The sequence below is a fragment of the Ureibacillus yapensis genome, assembly GCF_003515775.1.
Classification (GTDB): domain Bacteria; phylum Bacillota; class Bacilli; order Bacillales_A; family Planococcaceae; genus Ureibacillus; species Ureibacillus yapensis.
Genome location: NZ_QWEI01000003.1, coordinates 138,888 through 162,616, shown reverse-complemented (window position 1 = coordinate 162,616; position 23,729 = coordinate 138,888). Strand labels below are relative to the sequence as shown.

At 38.4% G+C, this 23,729-nt stretch carries 23 protein-coding genes and 1 pseudogene; 17 read left to right on the top strand and 7 right to left on the bottom strand.

From position 1 onward, the window contains the following. Positions 1–100: 100 nt before the first annotated feature. The 3 genes from D1B33_RS08320 to D1B33_RS08310 all read left to right on the top strand — a co-directional run bounded on the left by D1B33_RS08320 (position 101) and on the right by D1B33_RS08310 (position 3,915). Entirely contained in the window at positions 101–553 is a 453-nt protein-coding gene (locus D1B33_RS08320) for a helix-turn-helix transcriptional regulator (protein WP_199677385.1), read from the top strand. An 81-nt stretch (positions 554–634) separates the two neighbouring features. Continuing rightward, positions 635–2,107, top strand: coding sequence for a hypothetical protein (locus D1B33_RS08315; RefSeq protein WP_118875913.1), 1,473 nt, complete (start codon positions 635–637; stop codon positions 2,105–2,107). Positions 2,108–2,928: 821 nt separating this feature from the next. Next, on the top strand, positions 2,929–3,915 hold the full coding sequence (locus tag D1B33_RS08310; protein WP_118875912.1) for an NADPH:quinone oxidoreductase family protein: 987 nt from the start codon (positions 2,929–2,931) through the stop codon (positions 3,913–3,915). A 39-nt stretch (positions 3,916–3,954) separates the two neighbouring features. Here D1B33_RS08310 and D1B33_RS08305 read toward each other — a convergent pair whose 3' ends face one another. The 3 genes from D1B33_RS08305 to D1B33_RS08300 all read right to left on the bottom strand — a co-directional run bounded on the left by D1B33_RS08305 (position 3,955) and on the right by D1B33_RS08300 (position 6,253). After that, positions 3,955–5,160 (bottom strand): MFS transporter, encoded by a 1,206-nt coding sequence (locus D1B33_RS08305; RefSeq protein ID WP_118875911.1) that lies wholly within the window; start codon positions 5,158–5,160, stop codon positions 3,955–3,957. Between the two features lie 151 nt (positions 5,161–5,311). Further along, complete coding sequence (locus tag D1B33_RS18435; RefSeq protein ID WP_158582946.1) at positions 5,312–5,473, bottom strand: hypothetical protein; 162 nt, start codon at positions 5,471–5,473, stop codon at positions 5,312–5,314. 237 nt (positions 5,474–5,710) lie between these two features. Next, the gene (locus D1B33_RS08300; protein WP_118875910.1) at positions 5,711–6,253 is read right to left on the bottom strand and encodes an ECF transporter S component; all 543 of its coding nucleotides are present in this window, start codon (positions 6,251–6,253) and stop codon (positions 5,711–5,713) included. Positions 6,254–6,481: 228 nt separating this feature from the next. Between D1B33_RS08300 and D1B33_RS08295 the strand changes: the two genes are divergently transcribed. The 3 genes from D1B33_RS08295 (at position 6,482) to D1B33_RS08285 (ending at position 8,317) form a co-directional block, all read left to right on the top strand. Next, the gene (locus D1B33_RS08295; RefSeq protein WP_118875909.1) at positions 6,482–7,330 is read left to right on the top strand and encodes a pyridoxamine kinase; all 849 of its coding nucleotides are present in this window, start codon (positions 6,482–6,484) and stop codon (positions 7,328–7,330) included. Between the two features lie 185 nt (positions 7,331–7,515). Next, a complete protein-coding gene (locus D1B33_RS08290) occupies positions 7,516–7,695 on the top strand; it encodes a hypothetical protein (protein ID WP_118875908.1) in 180 nt (59 codons plus the stop codon). A gap of 163 nt (positions 7,696–7,858) precedes the next feature. Beyond that, positions 7,859–8,317: a nucleoside deaminase gene (locus D1B33_RS08285; protein ID WP_118875907.1), complete on the top strand. Its 459-nt coding sequence runs from the start codon at positions 7,859–7,861 to the stop codon at positions 8,315–8,317. A gap of 78 nt (positions 8,318–8,395) precedes the next feature. On the opposite strand, the pseudogene D1B33_RS08280 reads toward D1B33_RS08285, so the two are convergent. After that, a pseudogene (locus D1B33_RS08280) lies at positions 8,396–9,782 on the bottom strand (aminotransferase-like domain-containing protein). After that, a complete protein-coding gene (locus D1B33_RS18645) occupies positions 9,697–9,882 on the bottom strand; it encodes a hypothetical protein (protein ID WP_233549440.1) in 186 nt (61 codons plus the stop codon). The pseudogene D1B33_RS08280 and the gene D1B33_RS18645 overlap by 86 nt, the downstream one beginning before the upstream one ends. A gap of 62 nt (positions 9,883–9,944) precedes the next feature. On the opposite strand from D1B33_RS18645, the gene D1B33_RS08275 reads away from it, so the two are divergent. The 5 genes from D1B33_RS08275 to D1B33_RS08260 all read left to right on the top strand — a co-directional run bounded on the left by D1B33_RS08275 (position 9,945) and on the right by D1B33_RS08260 (position 15,506). After that, positions 9,945–10,547: a LysE/ArgO family amino acid transporter gene (locus tag D1B33_RS08275; RefSeq protein ID WP_118876078.1), complete on the top strand. Its 603-nt coding sequence runs from the start codon at positions 9,945–9,947 to the stop codon at positions 10,545–10,547. A gap of 135 nt (positions 10,548–10,682) precedes the next feature. Then, positions 10,683–11,147 (top strand): DUF3291 domain-containing protein, encoded by a 465-nt coding sequence (locus D1B33_RS08270; protein WP_118875906.1) that lies wholly within the window; start codon positions 10,683–10,685, stop codon positions 11,145–11,147. 285 nt (positions 11,148–11,432) lie between these two features. Next, on the top strand, positions 11,433–11,567 hold the full coding sequence (locus D1B33_RS18755; RefSeq protein WP_267897042.1) for a hypothetical protein: 135 nt from the start codon (positions 11,433–11,435) through the stop codon (positions 11,565–11,567). Between the two features lie 270 nt (positions 11,568–11,837). Next, positions 11,838–13,811 carry a methyl-accepting chemotaxis protein gene (locus tag D1B33_RS08265; RefSeq protein ID WP_118875905.1) on the top strand — a complete coding sequence of 658 codons (1,974 nt, stop codon included), beginning with the start codon at positions 11,838–11,840 and terminating at the stop codon, positions 13,809–13,811. Positions 13,812–13,931: 120 nt separating this feature from the next. Continuing rightward, positions 13,932–15,506, top strand: coding sequence for an alkaline phosphatase family protein (locus tag D1B33_RS08260; RefSeq protein ID WP_118875904.1), 1,575 nt, complete (start codon positions 13,932–13,934; stop codon positions 15,504–15,506). 35 nt (positions 15,507–15,541) lie between these two features. On the opposite strand, the gene D1B33_RS08255 is transcribed toward D1B33_RS08260, so the two are convergent. Further along, positions 15,542–15,838: a multidrug ABC transporter ATPase gene (locus D1B33_RS08255; protein ID WP_199677384.1), complete on the bottom strand. Its 297-nt coding sequence runs from the start codon at positions 15,836–15,838 to the stop codon at positions 15,542–15,544. A gap of 233 nt (positions 15,839–16,071) precedes the next feature. Between D1B33_RS08255 and D1B33_RS08250 the strand changes: the two genes are divergently transcribed. From D1B33_RS08250 to D1B33_RS08240, 3 genes are all read left to right on the top strand, one after another. After that, positions 16,072–16,374 (top strand): DUF3243 domain-containing protein, encoded by a 303-nt coding sequence (locus D1B33_RS08250; protein WP_118875903.1) that lies wholly within the window; start codon positions 16,072–16,074, stop codon positions 16,372–16,374. Between the two features lie 483 nt (positions 16,375–16,857). Next, positions 16,858–17,583 carry a TraX family protein gene (locus D1B33_RS08245; RefSeq protein ID WP_233549426.1) on the top strand — a complete coding sequence of 242 codons (726 nt, stop codon included), beginning with the start codon at positions 16,858–16,860 and terminating at the stop codon, positions 17,581–17,583. Positions 17,584–17,644: 61 nt separating this feature from the next. Next, positions 17,645–18,760 (top strand): hypothetical protein, encoded by a 1,116-nt coding sequence (locus tag D1B33_RS08240; RefSeq protein WP_158582945.1) that lies wholly within the window; start codon positions 17,645–17,647, stop codon positions 18,758–18,760. Between the two features lie 92 nt (positions 18,761–18,852). Here the strand turns inward: D1B33_RS08240 and D1B33_RS08235 are convergent, their stop codons facing one another. After that, the gene (locus D1B33_RS08235) at positions 18,853–19,383 is read right to left on the bottom strand and encodes a TVP38/TMEM64 family protein (protein WP_118875901.1); all 531 of its coding nucleotides are present in this window, start codon (positions 19,381–19,383) and stop codon (positions 18,853–18,855) included. A gap of 164 nt (positions 19,384–19,547) precedes the next feature. On the opposite strand from D1B33_RS08235, the gene asnB reads away from it, so the two are divergent. From asnB to D1B33_RS08220, 3 genes are all read left to right on the top strand, one after another. Next, on the top strand, positions 19,548–21,368 hold the full coding sequence (gene asnB / locus D1B33_RS08230; RefSeq protein ID WP_118875900.1) for an asparagine synthase (glutamine-hydrolyzing): 1,821 nt from the start codon (positions 19,548–19,550) through the stop codon (positions 21,366–21,368). A gap of 49 nt (positions 21,369–21,417) precedes the next feature. After that, positions 21,418–22,608, top strand: coding sequence for a C39 family peptidase (locus D1B33_RS08225; protein WP_233549425.1), 1,191 nt, complete (start codon positions 21,418–21,420; stop codon positions 22,606–22,608). A 378-nt stretch (positions 22,609–22,986) separates the two neighbouring features. Next, positions 22,987–23,721 carry an urease accessory protein UreH domain-containing protein gene (locus D1B33_RS08220; RefSeq protein ID WP_118875899.1) on the top strand — a complete coding sequence of 245 codons (735 nt, stop codon included), beginning with the start codon at positions 22,987–22,989 and terminating at the stop codon, positions 23,719–23,721. Positions 23,722–23,729 lie beyond the last annotated feature (8 nt).

The following is a 23,729-nucleotide window of genomic DNA, read 5'->3' as shown; positions in this document are numbered from 1 at the left end:
GTGAATGGTGGTTTTTCAAAGGGTTAAAAAATTATTATAGAAATACTTTGATAAAATCAACTAAAAGAGTAAAATTACACTTGAAGGAGTTTGATTAGATTTGGAAAGAGAAATATTTATTGGACTAATATCCGAAAAAATGAAACTGGTACGTACGGAACAAGATTTGTCTCAAGACAAAATGGCTGAAATGCTGGGGATTTCCAAAAAGACATTGGTGCAAATCGAAAAAGGAAGAATTACAGCCAACTGGACAACTGTCGTTGCATTTTGCACATTGTTTAATCAAAGTGAGTTATTATATTCCGTCCTTGGTGATGAACCAATCTATCTTGTTCGGTTGATTGCCAACAAAAGCGAAAGCACACCGAAAGAAAAAACAATGGGTGGCGTGTTTTGGTGGAAGGAAGTGATCGCGAAAGGGGATTTTCGTTTGCAGCAAAATCTCATCAGCAACCATTATCGTATTCTGGATGAAAATAATTATCGCTGGTACAGTTCATTTGAAAAAGATGAAGCAATTAAACGGTTGGATGAATTGAGCTCTTTATAGAAAAAGCAAACAATTGTGGTCTAGCACTCATTCCTTATCAGCAATGCAGCACACACTTAAATTAAGCAAAGGATGAACAACTTGGATTCAATATTATTTGTACCTGTATTTTTACTCACCATTTTGTACTCCATCAATCTATTCTTTTTAAGAAAAAAGGAATTGCCTGCAGTATGGAAGTACCTTACGCTGTTTTTTAATGTTTTGGCAATTTTATGCAGTATACCCACAGCTTATGTACTGCTTTTTGTGTTTGCATGGGAAATTAATTCAAAGGAGATGATGTCTCTAACACTTCTGGCTATCGTCTTTTATTTCTTCGTTGTGAATATACTTTTATCGTTTCTATTAATTATAAAGAAAGCAATTCGACGTGAAAAACCTGAAAACCAACATGATATTTCCGTTTTGAAGGAAAATAAAAAGCTGAAATTGCTTGGTTTTGCTTTTTTATACGCTGTTATTGGAATTTTGGTCTTTCGTTCAATCTATGCGGAGGATAAAGAAATACTGTTTGTAAAAGGAAATTCAACATTCGACTTTTACCTTTTTTACTTTATAACCATCATCTTCACGGCATTGGCTACGGCAATACTTATCAGACTATACAACAGGCAAGTCCTAATTGCCACTACCGGTATTCTGGGAGGTATATTTGCTGTTGTACTGCTTTTGAATTTCATCATAAAACCAACTGACTATGCAGCATTATCGCGTGGAGAGAAAGAGAGCTTCCTGGAATCCAGTTCGAATTATTTGGAGGAACTTTATCCCGAAGGCATTGCCATTTCGAATATAGCATATGAAAAGTCTAAGTTAGGCGGTAAATACATACGGGTTTATTTCAATTATGAACTAAAGGATTGCAAAACGAATAACTGTGGCCCTTATGAATTTGACGCAAATTATCATATCTTTACGCATACTCTCATGGATGTAGCTGATTCCGGGCAAAAAAAAGCGGCTGATCAGCAATCCATAGTTTCGGAGAATAACAAGGATTTAAGCTTTATCATCGAGCAAAATGAGTCGGTTATTGTGAAGGAAGAAAAAGGTGTTTTTATTGAAAAAGGGCACGAAGCAAAAATCAAAGAGCAAGTGCTAAAATTAATCGATGAAGGTTACGGTTTTTCCACGAATAATGGATTGCAGCCAAAACCCAACAATCATTATGACCGTTTAAAATTCACGGAATTTGAGCAAGCGGCTTATAAGAAACTCTTATCGATTGATGCGAATGATTTCTATGAATCTATTAAAAGTGAGAGTGAGTATTCCCATAGTGATCTTACCGAATTTGTTTTAAAGCCGCTTGGGTATTCCTATGGCAAAATAGTCATTGAAGTCAGTCCGGAAGGGTATGTCGTGAAAGGGTTGCCTTTTAAAATAGTGGATTCAAGAGCTCGTTTCCATTTCGATTTCGGCAATGGCGAAACGTTTACGGGTGTACTGGAAAGCGACCACCAATACAGGGCAGATCGCGTCTGGGTAACCATAGAAGATGAAGGAGCTTCGGGTTACAGCAAGGGAGAATTTACGCAAGTTTTATATTAGTTATGCAACAACAATAGCTGCTTCGGCAGCTTTTTTTAGTATTAAACAAGGAAGTTCTCAAATTAATATTTAGCAAATGTTTACTAGTTTTGGGGCGGATTTAAAGAGGGGCATGACGGAATTAATTTTGCATGATGCTGGAACGCGAATTTTTCAAGATGCCCAATCCACTAATAGAAAAATCCTATTTTATTGCCAATAAAAAATGCTCTTGCTAAAAGGATATATAGTAAAATGAAAAAAACAAATAAAAGGAAAGGGGAGAAGAATAATCGGAAAGTTAATTAAACGGTTTCTTTGGGGCATTTTCGGAGCGGTTATTTTATTCATTATAATCGCACCTTTTAATTCTCCCTCTAATAGCCAAATGCCAATAGAAATGGCAGCCTACAGTAGTTTGACCGAGGAAGAAAGATCTTTAATTCCAGTAAGTCCAAAGGATTCAATTGTAAAGAAGATACATGTTAATCATCATATAAAGTCATCCATTAATAAGAATTATGAAAAAGACCAAGTATATTCTGTTGTTCTTAATAATACCGAGACTCCTTCTTCTGGAAAACTTATAGTTTATGTTGATTTGGATAAAAAAACTGTTGTTGGGAAAGGGCACACTGGCAAATAAGAAAAGATTTTAAAAAATCTTAGGCAAATATCTCATGGCTGTTCAATAAACTGAAAGCACATCGGTTAATGATGGAGCTAACTTTTCACTCTTTTTTAAATTATGTTCCTTGACAGAATGCATACCCTCTTAAATTGACGCGTTCCGATAATTTCGTTACTCTTTAATAGAATTATATTTAGGGGGCGGTTAAAGAATGGAACGTTTTAAAGCGCTAGTAGTGGATAAACAGGATGATTTTACCGTTAAATTGGATCATCTCACTTTAAAAGACTTGCCGGATGGTGAAGTTTTAGTGAAAGTCATTTATTCAGGGGTCAATTATAAGGACAGCCTCGCTACTATACCGGATGGCAACATTGTGAAAACTTATCCAATGGTACCAGGGATTGACTTGGCAGGGATTGTCGTTGCATCCGAAGATCCCCGTTTTAAAGAAGGCGACGAGATTATCGCAACTAGCTATGAGATAGGCGTTTCCCATTTTGGCGGCTACAGCGAGTATGCCCGTATTCCGGCAGAATGGATTGTGCCGCTTCCAAAGGGTCTTTCGCTCAAGGAAGCAATGATTATCGGTACAGCTGGATTTACCGCGGCATTGTCTGTTCAAAAACTGGAAGAAAATCATGTTTCACGGGAAAAGGGGAAAGTCCTTGTAACAGGTTCGACGGGTGGGGTTGGCAGCTTTGCTGTTTCAATTCTTTCAACGCTCGGATATCAAGTAGAAGCAAGTACTGGAAAAGAATCTGAACAAGAGTACCTGAAAAAACTTGGTGCTTCTTCAATCGTATCGCGTGAAGAAGTATATGATGGAAAGATTAGAGCCTTAGGCAAACAAAAATGGGCTGCTGCAGTCGATCCGGTAGGCGGAGAGCAACTGGCATCCCTATTAAGTCAAATACAGTATGGAGGTTCAGTTGCCGTGAGTGGATTAACAGGGGGAACAAACCTTCCAACAAGCGTATTCCCATTCATTTTAAGAGGAGCCAATTTGCTTGGCATTGATTCTGTTTTTTGCCCGATGGATACACGATTGAAAGTATGGGAACGTTTAGCGACTGATTTCAAACCTGCAAACCTTGAAGAATTCATTCAACAAGAAGTAACGCTGGAACAACTGCCAGAGGTTCTGCCAATCCTGCTTAAAGGACAGGCAAGGGGAAGAATTCTTGTTAAATTATAAGAAAAAGTGACGAGAATTTTTCTCGTCACTTTTTACATTTTATAGGGATGTTGCCTTTCCTTTATCCGCTTCCAATGATGCCGTTTTCTTGCTTCCAAATAGATACAATATCAAAATAATAATCATAAACACTGCAGAATAAGTAAATGTCATGCCATATCCAACTTTTTTAGCCAATAATCCAAGTCCTACCGATCCAACGGCCAAACCAAAATCAATAAAAATCAGAAGCATCGAATTTGCTGTTGCTTTTTTCTCGGGAGGTACAAGTGTCAAGGCCCAAGCTTGGATGATTGGATGGATGATGGCAAAAGCTATGCCGAATAATGCCCCCGAAACGATAACCATCAACATGCCCTTTGAGAATCCCAAAAGAATCAACCCTGCAGCCCCTGATATGGCACCTGGAATAATCAGGACTCTATGGCCGAATTTATCGAATATTTTACCGGAGAATATTCGAATAATGACCATTGCAATCCCTTGTGCGATAAAAAACTGGGAAATTCTCCCGCCAACATCGATTTCTTTACCGAATGCCCCAATAAAGTTGACTGTTCCTGCAATCGCCATATAATTCAGCGATACCAAAATACAGGGGAGAAGGACGCGTTTATCATACATGTACTTATAGAATGGTTGATCAGTTGCCGACTGAGGACGTTCCTTTTCTTTTTTAACCGTATTTTTTGTGAAAAAACTACATACAAATGAAAAAAACATAAGACCGAGAGTAATCATAATCATGGAATGAAATGAATAATGGGACAGATATGAAATAGCAATTAGTGGACCAATTGTCGTTCCGACGCTTGTAGACAATGCGAAATAAACAATACCTTCACCCAACCGCGATTTAGGAACAATATTGCTTGATATGGTAAAGACCAAAATCGTAAGCATACTAAATCCAATCCCTTGAAGTGCCCGGACAAAAATTAAAAATCCGATTGATTGGTTTACAAAAGTGAGTGCGATCGTTCCTAAAAAATACAAGAGGGAAATGATAAGCAGCAATTTCATATTCACTTTTTGGATAATAACGCTCGCAAAGAAGCGTGTAATGAGCGATGCCAACATTAAAGTCGTTGTCATGATTCCCGCCATCGCAGGATTATCGCTAATAGTGGATACGAATATTGGAAATCCTGCAGTAATCATATAAAAAGAAGTGAACATTACTAATGACAAAATGACAATAATAAAATATTGATTTGTCCATAATTTAACTTTTGCTTTATCCATTGTTTTTATACCGCCTTTCGAGGCTATTTCAATATAGTGGGTTTTGCTATTTGCATAACATCATTATTTATTCTTTCCTTATTTTTAAAAAATATTTAGAGGTATTCGATAAACGGATATTCAGCCAAATAAAAACATCCCAGAGCATGGTCTAGGATGGGTTAATTACATCATTCTCGCTAATTTCTTCCGTATTTCGGTATGCTATTAATGTGAATCCAAGTTCGGATTCCAGCTGTTTTAGTTTTTCTTCCTGTTCTAATGACAACCTTGCTACTTGATAGTGCTCAATGAGCTGTTCGATATTATCCATAAAAATCGCCTCCATTCACTATTGTGTGTCAAATTGGACTGAAAAATACCAAAGATAATTATATTATGTAAACTTATTATTATCGAAGCTATTAGCAGCTAGGATGCACCCGGGGGATAGTGTTGTCTAATCCTTGGAAGAATTTTGTCTTTTGCCATAAAATGATAAAAGGGCGATTCACAGTCTGTTAAATGAATGACTGTAGAAACGCCCTTTATGTTTTGGTTTATTAATAGGTTACTGTTTAAAATAAGGCACTTTTCTTAAAACCAAGCAAACCGGAATGGCAATAATGATTCCTAAAATGTTTTGGACAAGATCTCCGGGAATTGAAGCTAATGGAGCAATCCAATTTCCATAGAGAATTCCTTCACCAATATAGTAGACAGCAATCATGAATGGAATTGAAACAACCATGCCAATGACATTTAAAGCCATGCTGTTCCCATTGCGGCCTTTTGCCCACGCGATTTGGCCAACAATCAATCCTTGCAGCCCACGTGCTGCAATGGTGATGGGTGCCCAGATCATCCAGCCTCCAACGAGATCAAATAAGCCCATTCCAATTGCGCCGGCAAGAGCACCTTTTTTAGGCCCGAATAAAATGGAAGCAATAAATAGCATCGCTGTTCCTAAATGAACCAAACCGCCATTTGCAGTGATCGGCAGTTTGATATTCAAAAAGACTGTAGATACGAATACAAGTGCAACCAACATAGCAGTTATGATCAAATCAAAAGTTCGTTGGCGTATTTTTGAATAACTTTGCGTATTTTCCATATGTAGATCCTTCCTAACTTGTTTCAATTTTACGATAACTTTAGCAAAAACCTGGTATCTATAAAAGTACCACTTTGTTAAAAAAGTTAGTGGTCAGTTCAACGCAGATAAAAATTGATGGCAAAATGGTTTTAAACGAAGGATGAGATCTTGCCTGTCGGGGATTTTCCCTATTTTTTTTTTGTGGTAATATGAATAAAGTTTGAAGTGGCAATTTAGGAGGTTTTTATGAAAAAAGTCGCTGTTATACAGGATTTATCATCATTTGGAAAATGCTCGCTCACAGCGGCAATTCCTGTTCTTTCAGTAATGGGAGTTCAGGCATGCCCTTTGCCGACAGCTATATTATCTGCTCAAACAGGTTACCCAAGTTACTTTTATGAAGATTTTACATCGAAAATGCCTTATTTTATCAAGGAATGGAGCAAATTAAACGTTACCTTTGATGGCATTTATACCGGTTTTGTAACGGGCCGTGAACAGATTGAGTATATTTTCCGCTTTTTGGATGAGTTTCGAACAGAGAAATCCATCGTGCTTGTTGACCCGGTAATGGGTGATGTAGGGGAAGTCTATACTATATTTACGGATGAGTTGTTGGCCCGGATGAGGGAATTAGTAAAGAGTGCCGATGTGATTACGCCAAATGTAACGGAGTGTTGTTTATTAACAGGCATGTCATATGAAAAGCTAGCAAGCTATACAAACGAACATGACTTTCTAAAGGCGGTAGAAGAATCAGGCAACCTGCTGCAGCAGCAAACCGGTTCCAGAGTAATCATTACAGGAGTCAACCCACCTATAGGGGATTCCAATCAGCAGCAAATCGGCAATATGTATTTGGACGAAAGCGAAAGCTTTTATAGTTCAACGGAGTATAATGGCCTAAGCTACTCCGGAACTGGTGATTTGTTTGCTTCCGTGATTATGGGAAGTTTAATGCGCGGGGAAGACTTGCAATCATCTTTGACTGTTGCACGTGATTTCCTGAGCGCCTCCATCAAGGATACTTCGCTCGAACAAGTTCCAGGAGTAGAAGGAGTTAACTTCGAAAAGTATTTGGGCATGTTGCTATAAAATTATTGTCGGTAAAAGAATTAGTGATCATTCAAAAGTGCGATCCTCTCGTAGTTGAGTGGGTCTCTTTTTTTGTTTTCGCAGATTTTCCAAATCCATTTTAAAATTTTGGGACATTAGCCTATTCATTTATCGAAATTTTGGAATACGTTGAAGATAGTTGAAAAAGAAAAGGGGAGAAAAAAGTGGATCCACGTTTGGCTCAGCTTCTTCAAATGACAAGTTTATATGGTACGTTGGCGAAATTTTATGAACATAGAGACCCAAGATTGCATATGTATTTTTACGAATTGCATTTTAAGTATGAAAATCAATTGGTTCAGCTTTACTGGCAGCTTCAAGAACAACATATGGGCAGCAGATAAAAACTTGGGTGAGCCGCTGTAAAAGCGGCTTTCCTTTTGCTTTCTTATTTACGTTTTATACATAGAAATCCACTTTTCACACGAATAGTTCGTTTAGTTGGATAAGAGAAAGTGCATGTTCTAGAATTAGATTGAACTTACATAAAAAATTGGAGGTTTTGAAATGAACCAATTCATGGAGCGAGCAGTAGAACTGGCAATAAAAAATGTACATGAAGGTGGACAACCTTTTGGTGCGGTTTTGGTAAAGAACAATACAGTAATAGCTGAAGGCGTAAATGAGTTGCATAAAAATTATGATATTAGCGGGCATGCTGAATTGCTTGCTATTCGCCGCGCCCAAATAGAATTGCAAACGAACGATCTTGCAGGCTTTACAATGTATGCAAGCGGGGAGCCTTGCCCCATGTGCTTAACCGCCATGTATTTTGCTGGCATTGAAAAAGTTTTTTATAGTAATTCCGTTGATGAGGCTGTGGAAGCGGGATTAGGGAAATCCAAAGAGATTTACGAAGAGTTAACAAAAGAAAAAGCTGAACGATTACTTTCAATGACAAGAATGGAGTTGAATAACGGACAAGCAAATCCAATGAAACTTTGGATCGAACATTCTAGCTTGTAAAAGCGTAGTATTTATAAAATTAATTTAAAGATCATCACTTCAAAATAATGCAAAAACTTGAAAGGAGAAGAACCATCGTTAACATGAACGGCTCTTCTTGATTGATTGCATTGCTTCGGAAACAAGGATTTGCAGACCTTTCTTCATTTCCTCATCAGAAGCGTAAGCATAGGATAAGCGGATATGATAAGCATCTTTCGGTTCGTAAATATAACCCGGATTGATCAGAACTTTGTATTTTAAAAGTTTCATGAAAAACTCTGTTGTCACGATCGGATCGTTGAATTTAAGCCAAATATAAAAGCCGCCTTTGGATGATTCCCACGATGCAATTTCACTGAAAGCGTTTTGGAGCATCATTTCCATCAATAGGGCACGCCGCTTTAATTCCCGTCTTAATTGTTCTAGGTGCTCTTCATATAAACCGGATTTTAACCAATGGGCGGCAATTTCCTGAGAAAAGGCACTCGAACCGTAATCCATCTGCATTTTAATATCGGCTATCCGTTTAATGACAGGAGTAGGTGCTACTACCCATCCAATCCGCAAACCCGGGCTAAGCGTTTTTGAAAGACTCCCAAGATAGAGGACTTGCCCTGCTGCATCAATTGATTTTGACGGTGGTGTTGGCGTTTCAAATGATAACTCAAAATACACATCATCTTCAATAATGGGAAGCTGCGAAGATTGGCAAAAAGTATAGAAGGTTTGCTTTTCTTCAACTGACCAGATCCTTCCGGTCGGGTTGTGCAGGGTAGGGATGACATAATAAATTCCCTTGGCGACTCCCAAGTCGTTTTTGAATAGAATCTTTCGCATGATCCATATTTTGGATGCTTTGTAGATGCATGCCAAACGACTGAAAAGGATGGACGGAATTTAAGTATGAAAATTTATCTTGAAAGACTATGGAACCAGTCTCAAGCAGTCCCAATGCGATTAATTGGAGAGCTTGCAGTGCACCGGATACGATGCAAATATTCTCCGGAGTTGCCGTAACTCCTCGTTTCTTTAAATACTGTGTAAGTGCGATGCGCAGTTTAAGACTCCCTTGCGGTGCTGAATAGCCGATTCCTTTGCCGTCCAATTGTAGTTGCTGTAGTGATTCCTGTATTCTAGCTGTTGGCAGCAAATTTGGTGCCAATTCACCTGTACTGAGTCTTATGATGGACTCTTCTTGTTCGAATTCATTGATTAGCTGAATGGTTTGATAATTGGGTCGATGAATACTTGATTCGATGTACTTTTGCCAATTTGGCTGTTTATGTTTTAAAAGAACACTCCAGGAATCATTGGATACATATGTACTGGAGCCAACCATTGTTGATAAAATTCCATCAGCTTTTAATTCTTCAATCGCTTCCTGCACTGTACTTCAATTAACCCCCAGTGAGAGCGCCAGCTGACGTTGTGCGGGAAGTTTGGTACCCTTTGGCCAGTGCCCGGAGACGATTTGTTCGGTCATCCAGTCTGCGATTTGCTTCGATAAACCGATCGGCAACGAACGATTTGGTTTCCAATTCATAAAATAACCTTCTTTGAGAATTGGATGTTTTAGACGCCATCCAATTGGACCTTTTTTTCTAGTTATACCACAGGTACTATTAAGAGGAAAGGAGGGGAAATGGTGGAACCAGTTTTTCACGGAATCATTTTGGCTTTTGGACTTATTCTGCCTTTAGGGGTCCAAAACGTTTTTGTATTTTCCCAAGGAGTGACACAACCCAGCCTGATCAAGGCGCTTCCTGCTGCAGTGACGGCAGGGATCTGTGACACAATATTAATAACATTAGCTGTTTTAGGTTTATCCATGGTTGTTATGCAATTTGAATGGATTCGATTGATTCTGCTTATTGGCGGAATACTGTTTCTTTTGTACATGGGTAAAGTAATCTGGAACTCAAGCTCAGCGGGATTAGAAAATAATGAAGCTTTACCAATCAAGAAGCAAATACTTTTTGCACTCTCGGTATCTTTTTTAAATCCACATGCCTTGCTGGATACAATCGGTGTTATTGGGACAAGTGCAGTTAAATATAGTGGCCAAGATCAACTATTTTTTATGATTGCTTGTATCGCAATATCGTGGTTATGGTTTTTAAGCTTAATGATTACAGGCGCTTTCCTAAAGAAAATCCAAATAGCCAGTTCTATATTTGTTCTATTCAATAAGTTGTCTGCTGTATTTATTTGGGGGACGGCTATCTATTTGTGCGTAAGTTTATTTTGAACCAGTTTTTGCCTTATCAAACGGAAACGCATTAGTCTATATAGTTGGTATAATAAGGTGGAGGTTGTTGAAGAAGGAATGTTCATCTTTTTATTTGAATATATCTAGGTAAAAGCTATAGATGGAGGGCTGTATATGGCGTTCGTTTCAATCTACACTGTAGGCAGACTAAACCACCCTTATGATCATCCTGCCTCTATTGAATTTTTCCAAGTTGGAGATGAAGTTTTTCGTCAGGCAGCTAAATCTGGAATGGTAGAGGCATTTTCATCTGAAGGAGTCCATTTTCCTCAAGAAAGTGTAAAGGGAGAGGGTTTGCCTGTTCTTTCACTTACAGTATGGGGAAGTCTTCAGTCATTATTTCATTTTACCTATTCAGGAAAGCATAAGCAGGCCTTGCGAGATCGAAACAGATGGGTGGAGCCATATCCAGAAAAGCACCTTTCCTATGTAGTTTGGTGGACAGAAAAGGTAAAGGATGTCTCATGGGATGAGGCTTTCAGGAGATATAACTATTATATTCAGCATGGTTCTACTTCTTTTGCTTTTGATTTTAAGCATGCATTTGATGAAAAAGGGGAGACCTTCTTGATTAAATAACAGTTTTTTATTCTATTTCTTTGCATAGATGAAAAATGACGCAGAAATTGCGAATAAATCATCATCCAAACCTTTAAACCTTTATAAACGTACGGTTTTTCCCCAAATTAATAAAAAATTTCCTTCCATATTAAAAAAAGCAGAAGAGTGAGTATCTCAGAAGTAATATTGGCAAGAATGTTCTCCTGATAAAACAAGGAAAATTATGCTGAGCATAAAAAAAATGAGCCCACCGATACTAAAGAAGATACATGAGTATATCGACTTCAGAAAGGGGAAGCAAGAATGAGATTTCTTACTTTGGGTGCAATTGGATTTGCCATTTATGGCGTAGTTAGAGGAGTACGCAATGGTGCCTTTCAACAAATAACTCAAAAGTCTTCAAGCAATTTAAACGAACAAAAACAATACAGCAAATAACAGTAATGAGTTGATGATGTAATCATTTTTTGCCTATAGCCGTGCCAATCAGGCATGGTTATAGGCTTTTTTTTAGGTAAATGTGCCAAATTTAGTTTTGAAAAACAAAAATTTATTAAATTTCCCTATTAGTTATTAATCTGTCAAATAGAGTATTTTTTTGATAAAAAATGTAGATTTTTCATATTCCTATGAGTAAAATCATCTTAAAGTACACTATAGAATGAACAAACGGGGTTCGTTTATTCTATAAAAGAGAGGAAAATTATAATGAATAAACCCAGATTATTAAAAGTAAATAATCTGAAAACAAAATTGATTATTGCTTTTTCCTTGCTATTGATCGTCCCATCATTATTAATTGGTGCGCGTTCCTATCAAGTAGCAAAGGAAACGGTTGAAGGACAGCTAGAATCAACAGTAGCAGATAACTTGCATATTTTGGATATGTCGATTGACAGCTTGCTTATGCCAAAAGTAAACGACGTGAAGAAGATTTCAACAAACATATCTAGCGTAACGGAAGAAAGACAGCCTGCGATTGAAGAAACGTTTGAGGACTATCTTGAATTGCATCCGGAAGTGGCAGGAATTTATGTTGGTTCCGAAAATGGTTCACTTATACATATACCTCAAGTAGAATTGGGTTCTGACTTTGATGCAAGAGAACGTACATGGTACAAGGAATCCATGTCTGAACAAGGAAAAGCAGTCATCTCGGATCCTTATGTCTCAGCAAGCAATAATGAGGTTGTCGTGACCATTTCCCAAAGCTTGGAGAACGGAGCTGGTGTCGTTGGCATCGATTTGAAATTAAACCAGCTTCAAGCGCTGACAGCTCAAATTCAGATTGGTGAAGAAGGCTATCCCATTATTTTGGATAAAAGAGGAAACTATATTATTCATCCAACCAACGAAGCAGCTACTGAGGCGAAAGAGAGCTTTTACGATAATCTTTACAAAGATACAGCCGGTACGTTCAGCTATATGTTAGGAGACCGCGAGAAAATGATGGGCTTTACAACAAATGAACTGACAGGATGGAAAGTGGCCGGCAATTACTATACAGAGGAAATCAAAGACGCTTCATCTCCCATTTTCAATGCTACATTAATTATTTTAGCAATTGCTTTGGTAATTGGAGGGATTGTTATTTACTTTGTCATTCGTTCAATCGTGTCACCGTTAAAAGAGTTGAAGGAAAAGGCACAAACTGTTAGTAACGGTGATCTTACCCAAACAATAGAAGTAAAGTCCACGGATGAAATTGGACAATTGGCAGAAGCATTTATAGGAATGCAGGAAAGTTTGAAATCACTATTAAAGAATGTTGAGAAAAATGCTGAACTTGTAGCGGCATCAGCTGAGGAATTGTCGGCAAGTTCACAAGAATCGAGCGCTGCTGCAGAACAAGTTTCGTCATCTATTCAGCAAGTCTCTGCTGCAGCAGAAAATCAAAAACACAATATCGCCGGAAATGTTGAGGCATTAAAAGAAATTTCAAATGGTGCAACTCATATTGCCGAATATTCCTCAACAGTCACGGAACTTACGAACGGAGCGACAAACCAGGCTCACGAGGGAGGCGAATCTGTCGCTTTAATCGTCAACCAAATGAACTTTATTCATGAATCGGTGTCAGAGTCGAACGAAAAAATTCATTCATTAAATGAACGTTCTAAACAAATTGATTCGATTATAAATATTATTACAGATATTGCCGAACAAACAAATCTGCTCTCGCTAAATGCTTCCATAGAAGCGGCAAGAGCGGGAGAACATGGCAAAGGATTTGCGGTAGTAGCGGATGAGGTAAAAAAATTAGCTGAACAATCCCGAAAATCTGCCAAGGATATTCAGGAAATTATCTTTGCGATCCAATCCGATACAAAAAATACGGTAGAACTAATGACAAAGGTAACAAATCAAGTTTCGGAGGGAATGGAAGTTTCCAATCAGACGAGTACAAAGTTCTCCAAAATTGTGGAGAGCATGAATCAAGTTGCCGTCAGCATGGAGGAAGTTTCTGCAACGGCTCAACAAGTTTCTGCTTCAATCAATGAAACGACGGTGCTTGCACAGAATGATGTGCTGTTGGCCGAAAGCAACGCAGCAGCTTCGGAACAAGTAGCAGCATCGGCAGAACAACAATTGGCGGCTATGGAAGAAGTGTCCGCATCCGCGCAGTCTTTAACGGAAATGGCGGAAGAACTCCGCTCGGTAATTTCCAAGTTCAAATTTTAAAAAAGTATTGGTGGCATGGATTAACTCATGCCGCCTTTTTATATTCGTTTGGCAATCTAACACACATAAACTCTAACCCTTGATTCATACTAAATTAAACGAATGGTATGAGGTGAATACATGAAACGAAAAATAATCTATGGGTTAACCATAGTGATTGTTTTAAGTGCCAGTCTTATTCTAGCAGTTTCGATTTCTCCAACTAAAGACCTGCCAGACCCTTCCGCTCATCCACAACAAAAACCCGTCATTTTGATTGTTGTCGATTCTTTAATGAATAAACCGTTGCAAAAAGCAGCAGACGAAGGAAAAATCCCGGCGTTTTCCTTTTTAATCAACTATGGGCGAATTTATCCTGAAATGATTAGCTCGTACCCAACAATGTCCGTGACCATTGACAGTACATTATTAACCGGTACATATCCGGAACAGCATAAAATACCCGGATTGATTTGGTTTAAGGAAGATGAAGGTCGAATCATTAGTTATGGAAGCGGCATCGGCGAAATCTGGAATACCGGGGTGAGAAATGTTGCAAAAGACAGTGTGATTCATCTCAACGAGACTCATTTAAGCAAAGAAGTCCAAACAATACATGAAAATCTTGCAAGCAGCCAAATTTCTTCTGCATCCATTAATGGCATCATCTATCGCGGGAGTGCTGCACATCAACTAAATGTCCCTAAATTGATTGGATTGACTAATCTCTTGCCCAAAGAGATTAAAGTAAATGGTCCAACGATTCTTTCGCTTGGTGCTTTATCGCAGTATAATCCGGAAAATGATTTTCACAAATTTATCTGGAACCGCTTGGGCGTCAACAATAAATTCACCGCAAATGAATTGAGCTATTTAATTAAACAAAACAAATTGCCTGCCTTTATACTGTCTTATTTACCGGATGCGGATGCTGCCATACACAAGCACGGCCCCAATGATTTAAAAGGAATTGAAAAAGCAGATCAAGCGCTGCAAGATATTTTGAATAGTTTTTCATCATGGGAAGAAGCTCTTCAAAAAGCAACATGGATTGTGATGGGGGATAGTGGCCAATCATCCATCAAAAAAGATAAAAAAACTTCCCTAATCGATTTAAATAAATCATTAAACAATTATTCGTTTTGGGAAGGAAACAACAAGAAAGCGCAACTAGCAATCGCCATTAATGAGCGCATGGCATACATTTATGTAAATGATAAAAACATCGAACGAGCCGACATTACCAAACCGTTAAAGAAAGATGAACGTATAGGGTTCATTGCATGGAAAGAAGGCAACAAGAACTATGTTACAAGTCCAGGAAGCAATGAAGAACTTACATTTTCCCCTAATGGCCCTTATGTTGATGAATTCGGCCAATCGTGGGAAATTAGCGGAGATTTCTCCATTTTAGATTTAAAGGTTTCTGGTGAAGGGCGCCTTCAGTACAATGATTACCCTGATGCACTCGCAAGACTCCGTGGGGCACTTCACGCTCAATCAGGACGTGTCATTATAGTAGATGCAAAGCCTGCTTATGAATTTATCGAAAAACATAGCCATGACCATGCAGGCGGTGCCGCGCACGGTTCTCTTCATAAAGTGGATTCTTTGGTTCCCATGATTGTTGCAGGAACGGATGAGTTCCCTGAAGTCCAACGATTGGTGGATTTAAAGAAAGCGATTCTACAATTATTGGATAGGGGGCAAGAATGAAAAGTGGGAGGGACGGCTAATGTAAATTAGACCCCTCACCGGCTATTCATCTTTTTTTGCTTATGCATCTCTTTCGTTAAGTATTTAATTTGTCTCTCCAATTCATTTATTTTATCGTTATTTTGATTATTATCTTTCTGCGAATGCTGCAATTCTTCCAGAGCAAGAACTGCTGCGTACGTGGAGATGGCATCACCCAAAGTTGCTAAAAATCCGCCAATAACCGCAAGCTTTGCAGCCGTTGATTCATTATTTGAAGGGGCATTGTTATTGGTATTGGTATTGGTATTGCGACTTAGCGCAGCGTTTGCTGCAGGAAATTGATTTACCATTTGCTAGCCTCCCTTTATCAAGCACTTACTGTATTCTATGAAAGCCCATTGAAAAGGTCTATGACAGCCGAACAAAAGCCTCTAAAAATCTATCTAAAATAGTTCAACAAGGGAAAAAACGAAAAATAACCAACTTAAGGTAAAAAAATAATCGGAAATATCCAGATTATTTTACAAAAGGAAGGGAATATTCCAAATGTTCCATCACTACTTATCCTTAGGAGGAATTGGGCATGGGAGAAATAAACAAAGTAGAAAATCAATTGAGAGATCTTTCACAAGAGGAAAAAGATGAAATCCTGGAAAGCTTCGGGAATTTTAAAAGCTACCTAAGTGACCAAGTTTCCAAAGGCGAAAAGTTGGGCCTTAGCGAAGAAACGCTTGCAAAAGCAACCGAAAAAGTGGCAGATTATCTTGCACGATCTGAAGAACCGCGCAACAAGGAAGAGAAAGTTCTGCAAGAATTATGGAAGTCTGCAGAAGGCAATGAAAAACATGCCATCGCACATGCTTTATTAAGAATGGTACAACAATAATAATGGGAAAAATGAAAAAGATTTAAAATGCATCTAGTTACTATAAATTAGAATCCATTTTAATCAACATTTGCGAAATGGGTTCTTTTTTAACATGCTGTTTTAAGGAATGTATCTTTTTTAATATGTAAGAATTTTGGGAACATATATGTCAAGAAATCGTTGATTAAATTGAAGATGTTATTCGAAAGTAATTTTGGAGGCAGTTTATTCACGCTTGCTTTCTTGCTGTTCTTTGCTGAACTCCCAAAATTCTCGCAAAACTTTTTGATTCCATAAATTATCCAACAAGGCCCCATTTAACTGTTGGGTACGATTGTAAATAATACATATAACAAACGAATAAATGGTGCTTTGGATAATTTACTCAGGAATATTAAATTATACATTCCAACAGATCTACTTGAAAAAATGTATTTTTTCAATGTTTCTTCACAATTTATATTTACACTATTAAGAATTTTGTTTCAAAAAGGAGAAATTATGCAAAGTACAACTTTTAATCAGGTTAATGTTCTACAAAGGGATATTTCCTCGAATAGCTTGAAATACATAGCAATTGCAGCTATGTTCTTCGATCATTTATTTGCAGTATTTTTGGCCCAAGATAGTATGGAGGGAATTCTCTCGCGTATCCCTGGGAGGATTGTTGCACCAATCATGTGTTATTTGATTGCAGAAGGATTTTTCTATACATCGGATGTTAGAAGATATATCAAAAGATTGGTTATTTTTGCAGCAATTTCACATTTTCCATATGTGTTATATTTTGATCTTCCATGGTGGAAGGCAACAAGCGTCATCTGGTCTTTAGCATTGGGGCTAATCGCTTTGACGGTTTATAAAAGTGATAAAATTTCCATTTATTTCAAAGTGCCGCTGATTCTATTCTGTTGTATGCTTGCAATACCGGCCGATTGGAATTATGTAGCAGTATTGTGGATTTTGTTCTTTGGAATATTCAGAGGAAATATCGTAAAACAAATGATCAGCTTTGTGCTAATCGGACTTATTTTCCATATCATTCCGTCTGTAATGGATTTTGGGTGGGCTCGCCTGAATCAATTGGGGATCTTGATTGCTATTCCTTTATTGGTGATGTATAAAGGAAGACGCGGCAGAAAATCCAAAGCTTTGAAATGGGGATTTTATGTATTTTATCCGCTTCATTTAATCCTATTATTTATCCTTTACAAAGCATTATTCTAAGAGGTGAGAAATTACGAGAAAAAACAAAAAAACCTGGTTTTTATCCGTTGTGGGTTTATTGGTGATAGTTCTTGCTGCTGCGTATCTATTGAATAAACCGTCCAACGAGGAAAAACAAATCGAAAATGCAGATACAGATATCCAGCCGGAAACTGCACCAGCGTTCAAACAGATTATAGAACCCGACCCACCGAAGGAATATATAGGTGAATTGGAACTGCCTATTGATGGAGCAACAGGTTATGCTTCCATCGAAATGGATTTGAAAAGTTCGGCAGATGATCAGTCGGATACAATTGAAATTCTGGAAGCGGGAACAGGATTTGTTATCCTCGAGGAAGTTGATGACTGGTGGTTGATCGAAACCAACGGAAAATCCGGTTGGGTAAAACATCAATTTTGCTTAATTAATCTGCCTGATGTGATTCCGTCCATTATCTACAATAACACCAATACGTATTCTTCAAAATTTGTTTCTTCCGGAAAATCATTGCCGGGCATTACGGGACAGGCACTCTATAAGGGAAAAACTTATAACGAGAGATTGGATAAAGAAGAGTACATTGTCCCTGTCTTGTATGCCATGTCGAAAAAAATTTTCCTTGCACAGCAATTTGCGCTTGAAGATGACAATACGCTTGTGATTTACGAAGGATATCGTCCTTATTCGATTCAACAAGCTGTTGTCAAAGCCCTTTCCACTTTAGCCCACGCCGACCAAAAAGTGATGGCAGGAATTAATTCTTACCCTTGGAGTACGTTCTGGTTTATAGATACAAAGGTTTCAAATCACCAAATTGGCTATGCAATTGATGTGAGTTTGGCTAAAATCGATTCCAAGACTGAATCGACAATCGGTGACTATTTAATAAAAGAAATTACAAAGTATACGGAATATAAAATGCCGACTCCAATCCATGAACTAAGCATGGCCTCTGCTACTTTTACAGCACCAGTAAGCGCAAAGTCGCCTACCGATTGGAAAAAGGCGATCTTGGATCCTGACATGAACAAACCGGCATTGCTGCTTCAGATGTACTGTACGGATGCAGGCTTGACGCCATTGGCATCGGAATGGTGGCATTTTAATGATTTGGATGCACTGAACTCTGTGACCGGTAATAGCAGTGATGGCAGTTATATACTTTCTGAAGTACATAGTGTGATTCCCTTATAGAAAAAAGTTAAAATGGAAACCAACATCTGTATAATAAGATTTGTTTGGTTTCCATCTTTGATTAGCAGTCGAACGTTTTACTGTAGACTGTTTTATTTTTTTATCTTCCAAATCAATAAAACAACGACGGCAAGCGTGATGGCAAATTTCCATTCAAAGTCTAAGCTCATAAACCCGTAGATTGCACCTGCTTCCAATATTAATGAAGGAATTTTTCCCAATGTGCTTGCTGCTGCAAATGTAGTTAAGGAAACCTTGGATATGGCGCTGCCCAAAGTAATTACCCCGGATGGCACCGCGGGTAAAAGTCTGAAACCTAAAATCAACCAAAACGCTTTCACACCCTGCACTTCTTTTAACCTATTCAAAAGGGGATGTTGAAGCTTTGACCGCCATTTACCGGACCATTTTCTATAAACGATAAAGCTGACAATCGCTCCAAGTGCCTCTCCAATGATGGAGATGACGATGCCATGATAAAAGCCAAAGAACATTAAATTGGCAGCAGTAATCATGATGGTCGGCATGACGCCGCTTAAAGAGATGATAATATTAAGCAGTATACTAATTAAACCGGCAAAATAACCCAAATGTTCATATAGCTGGATTAGTGTCTCTTCCATATCTCTACTCAGTTTCTATGTATTGTAATAATTGCAACACCATCGTAACTGAAATTACTCTCAATTGCTACTTTCAAATAACAAATAAAAAAGATAAAATTAACAATAATGATTATACTTAATAGAAAAATCATTGTAATCTTAAACAACAGGAGAAATATTATATGTGTGGATTTACAGGATATATCGGAGAAATAAATAATTCAAAGCAAGTTCTGGAAGAAATGATGAACCAGATTATTCATAGAGGACCCGATTCAGGAGGAACATTCGTTGATGGAGAAGCTGCGCTTGGTTTCAGAAGATTAAGCATTATTGATTTGGAACATGGCAGTCAACCCCTTTATAATGAAGACCAATCGCTTGTGCTCGTATTCAACGGGGAAATCTATAACTTCCAGGAAATTCGGGAAGATTTAATTGCCAAAGGCCATCAATTTACTACCCATACCGACAGTGAGGTATTGGTTCACGGGTATGAAGAATATGGGGAAAAATTAGTCGAAAAGCTTCGTGGTATGTTTGCTTTTGTTATTTGGGACAAAGCTGCCAAGAAATTATTTGCAGCACGCGATCCTTTTGGGATAAAGCCATTTTATTACGCCCATATGAATGGAACGCTATTATTTGGTTCGGAAATTAAAAGCTTTTTGCCTCACCCCCATTTCATTAAAAAATTAAATGAGCAAGCTTTAAAGCCGTATTTGACTTTCCAATTTCCAGTATTAAATGAAACGTTCTTTAAAGGCGTCTTTAAACTGCCGGCTGCCCATTATATGACATTTGAAAATGGGAAATTGAATATTACACGTTATTGGGAACCTTCTTTCTCTCCGGTTGAACAACCATTGGAGAAAATGGTGGAAAACATCGGCGAAGTGGTAAATGAATCCATTAAAACCCATACGATTTCAGATGTTAAGGTTGGATCATTTCTTTCCAGCGGCGTCGATTCCAGTTATGTTGCTTCCGTTTTGAGACCAGATCAAACATTTACGGTCGGCTTTAGTGCAGAGAATTTTTCGGAAATTGATAATGCTAGTGAACTTTCCAAAGAACTGGGTATAGAAAACGTAAACGAAGTATTAAATTCGGATATCTGTTTTGATAAATTGGATGAAATTCAATATATGATGGATGAACCTCATTCCAATCCATCCATTGTACCGCTTTATTTTTTAGCCGAATTAGCGAGAAAGCACGTAACAGTTGTTCTTTCAGGTGAAGGCGCGGATGAACTTTTTGGCGGATATGCAGAATATGATGAAACGCCATCCATGCGGAAGTACAAAAAAGTCCCAACTATCGTTCGCCGATCCTTGGCGGAAGTAGCGAAACATCTTCCAGACATTCGCGGGAAACGCTTCCTGTTGAAAGGCGGATTGCCTGTTGAAGAAACATTTATCGGGCAGGCTCGTATATTTGAAGAAGATGAAGCAGCACACATTTTAAAAGATGGATATAAAAATGCGCCATCCATCAAAGAAATCGTCCAACCGATTTACCAAAAAGCGAGAAATCAAGATGATGTGACAAAGAAACAAATTCTGGACCTGAACTTATGGCTTGTAGACGACATCTTGCTGAAAGCTGACAAGATGAGCATGGCTCATTCCATTGAATTGCGCGTTCCATTTTTGGATAAAGAGGTCATGAAAGTCGCCTCAACGATTCCAACCCGTTATAGAGTAAATGAAACGGATACCAAATATGCTTTCAGGCTTGCATCCAAAAAAGTATTGCCTGATGCTTGGGCAAATCGGAAGAAGATCGGTTTCCCTGTTCCAATCCGTCTTTGGTTGCGAGAAGAGAAGTACTACAATAAAGTAAAACAAGCATTTGAAAGTGAAGTTGCGGGTCGATTCTTTGATCAACACCAAATTCTGGACCTGTTGAATGAACACTATAACGGAAAGTCCAACAACCAGCGTAAAATATGGACAATCTACATGTTCCTTTTATGGCATAGCCGATATTTTGAATAATAAGCTACCATTGTTTAAATGATGTAGAAGAAAGCAGAGGATTGATTTCATGTCTACAAAATTTAACTTCATTCAGAAGAAGGTACCTGCCTCTAAAAATGGCGAAATGAAAATTAAGGCCAAATCAAATCAGTGGAGGTGCCAATCTCTGCTGAATGAAGTTAAAACCTCCGCCGAAAGGCATAGTTTTTCAGAGCACGTTAACCGAACAAGCGTGATAAAATCTGGGCGAAAATACGCAGAGGCGCATTTAGTTCGAGCGATGAGTTTCCTATCGCTATTAGTCATCTTGCAGGCTTGTTCCTTAGAAGAGGGAAATTGGTCGAATCAGTTCACCACTTCGGATGGATTCTTTAATAATTCAAATAAAGAGGGCGCCTTAACTGTATTGACAGTAGAATTTGGCAGTGGGGCGCCTGTTCCAAATTTGAATGTGACAATAACGGATGCTTCTTCCGGGAAAATCATTGATTCGGCAATCGGTTCCAAGGAAGGCCAAGCAGAATTCAGCGGCTTGAAAGAGGATAAAAATTATTTAATTACTGTATCGACAGCTGAAAGCGACTTTCCAACTATTGAGGAGTTTACCTATAGCAGTACAGATGCTACACATGTGATTCAAACTCATTCAACAACTAATAAAAGAATCCCGGTTCCTGCAGTTATGCAAAATCCGGAGCTGCCAAATGGCTGTGAAATCACAGCCTTAACTGCCGTTTTAAACTATTATGGCCTGAAGATCACGAAAACCGAAATGGCAGACCATTATTTGCCTCGGCAAGACTTTCACACTGCAGGAGGCAAACGATTTGGCGCTGATCCCAATGTGGCCTATTCAGGAAGCCCATATGAGAAAAATAACGCCTCTTATGTATATGCACAACCTATTGTTGAGGCAGCCAAAAATGTGATATCCGACAAGGGAAAGGCATTGCAAGTGACAAATGCGAGCGGATTGTCACAAGAGGAAATCTTAAAGTTTGTAGAACAGGGAGTACCTGTTGTCATATGGGTGACACTCGACCTTTCGGAGCCACAAAAAAACAATGGTTGGTTCATCGAAGGTACGGATACGTATCATGAAATGTACCAAAATTTGCATTCCGTCGTCTTGACGGGGCATTCCGAAGATAAAGTGACAGTGATGAATCCGTTAAAAGGGTATGAACTGCACGATAAGGAGCGTTTTTTCAAGAGTTATGTACAGCTGGGAAAACAAGCGGTGGCAGTTCATCGATAAGTAAGGAATGGTTTTATAGAGCAATCTGCTATTCTAGTAATAGAAAAAGAGTCTGCAAGTGAAAAAAGAATATTAGCGTCTGTTTAAAGAGGTGTCTCATGGCTTTTGGGACACCTCTTTTTGCATGCCAAAAGTTTTGTACGGGCAATTCTGCATACTTTCTCCAGATTTGTCGTTTATATTAATGGTAAAATAATGAATAATGATGAAAAATCCGAATAAGGCCAAGAGGAGCGAATTCTTCACTGAGTAAAATATACAAAACTAGAGCCTGCTGTTAGACTAGTGTCGATGGGTTATTGCGCCAAGACAGGCAGGGCAATGGGGGATTTATTTCTTGCAAAGATTTCAAATTTACGAAATGTAGGTGTTTATTGGATGTATACTTTGTTGTCTGAGTTCAGCCAAATGTTTACTTCACCCGTGTCCTTATTTTTAAATTCTTATGAACACTCACCGCTAATAGTTGCACTCCTGCTTGGATTAATAGGGTCGGTTGCACCTTGCCAACTAACGGGAAATATTAGCGCCATCACTTTATATGGAAATCGTTCGATTCAATTGGGAAATAATGCAGGAGAAATTATTTTCTTTGTAATTGGTAAAGTGGCTGTTTACAGCCTGATTGGATGGTTCGCCTGGATATTTGGCCAATCTTTTGAAACAAAAATGACCGAGTTTTTTCCGATATTCAGGAAACTGATTGGCCCATTGTTGATGGTTACCGGATTAGTGCTTATAGGGATTTTGAAACTGAAGATACTAAGCGGTATGGCAATACATATTCCAACTAACATCAAAGAAGGAAAGGTTGGCTCGTTTCTGCTCGGAGCCATTATTGCTTTTGCATTTTGCCCCACTATGTTTGTGCTCTTTTTTGTATGGCTGATGCCGACTGTCGCATCAACGTCCTATGGTTTTGTTTTGCCAATGATTTTCGGGGTTGCCACAGCGATTCCGTTTATTATCATACTGACTTTACTGTGGAGTTTTGATATTAAAGGGAAAATTATGAAAAAAAGTTTAAAAGCAGGAAGGGTTATACAGAGAGGGGCAGGAGCCCTTCTGATCATCATTGGAATAGTTGATCTCATTACGTATTGGGGAGTTTAAACTTTACC

Coding starts and splice junctions, on each gene's coding strand:
- D1B33_RS18645 (WP_233549440.1), bottom strand. CDS start 9,882: ATGGCGTCTAAAACATCCAATTCTCAAAGAAGGTTATTTTATGAATTG.
- D1B33_RS08305 (WP_118875911.1), bottom strand. CDS start 5,160: ATGGATAAAGCAAAAGTTAAATTATGGACAAATCAATATTTTATTATT.
- asnB (WP_118875900.1), top strand. CDS start 19,548: ATGTGTGGATTTACAGGATATATCGGAGAAATAAATAATTCAAAGCAA.
- D1B33_RS08250 (WP_118875903.1), top strand. CDS start 16,072: ATGGGAGAAATAAACAAAGTAGAAAATCAATTGAGAGATCTTTCACAA.
- D1B33_RS08235 (WP_118875901.1), bottom strand. CDS start 19,383: ATGGAAGAGACACTAATCCAGCTATATGAACATTTGGGTTATTTTGCC.
- D1B33_RS08310 (WP_118875912.1), top strand. CDS start 2,929: ATGGAACGTTTTAAAGCGCTAGTAGTGGATAAACAGGATGATTTTACC.
- D1B33_RS08220 (WP_118875899.1), top strand. CDS start 22,987: ATGTATACTTTGTTGTCTGAGTTCAGCCAAATGTTTACTTCACCCGTG.
- D1B33_RS08225 (WP_233549425.1), top strand. CDS start 21,418: ATGTCTACAAAATTTAACTTCATTCAGAAGAAGGTACCTGCCTCTAAA.
- D1B33_RS08295 (WP_118875909.1), top strand. CDS start 6,482: ATGAAAAAAGTCGCTGTTATACAGGATTTATCATCATTTGGAAAATGC.
- D1B33_RS18755 (WP_267897042.1), top strand. CDS start 11,433: ATGAGATTTCTTACTTTGGGTGCAATTGGATTTGCCATTTATGGCGTA.
- D1B33_RS08255 (WP_199677384.1), bottom strand. CDS start 15,838: ATGGTAAATCAATTTCCTGCAGCAAACGCTGCGCTAAGTCGCAATACC.
- D1B33_RS08265 (WP_118875905.1), top strand. CDS start 11,838: ATGAATAAACCCAGATTATTAAAAGTAAATAATCTGAAAACAAAATTG.
- D1B33_RS18435 (WP_158582946.1), bottom strand. CDS start 5,473: ATGGATAATATCGAACAGCTCATTGAGCACTATCAAGTAGCAAGGTTG.
- D1B33_RS08260 (WP_118875904.1), top strand. CDS start 13,932: ATGAAACGAAAAATAATCTATGGGTTAACCATAGTGATTGTTTTAAGT.
- D1B33_RS08245 (WP_233549426.1), top strand. CDS start 16,858: ATGCAAAGTACAACTTTTAATCAGGTTAATGTTCTACAAAGGGATATT.
- D1B33_RS08300 (WP_118875910.1), bottom strand. CDS start 6,253: ATGGAAAATACGCAAAGTTATTCAAAAATACGCCAACGAACTTTTGAT.
- D1B33_RS08285 (WP_118875907.1), top strand. CDS start 7,859: ATGAACCAATTCATGGAGCGAGCAGTAGAACTGGCAATAAAAAATGTA.
- D1B33_RS08270 (WP_118875906.1), top strand. CDS start 10,683: ATGGCGTTCGTTTCAATCTACACTGTAGGCAGACTAAACCACCCTTAT.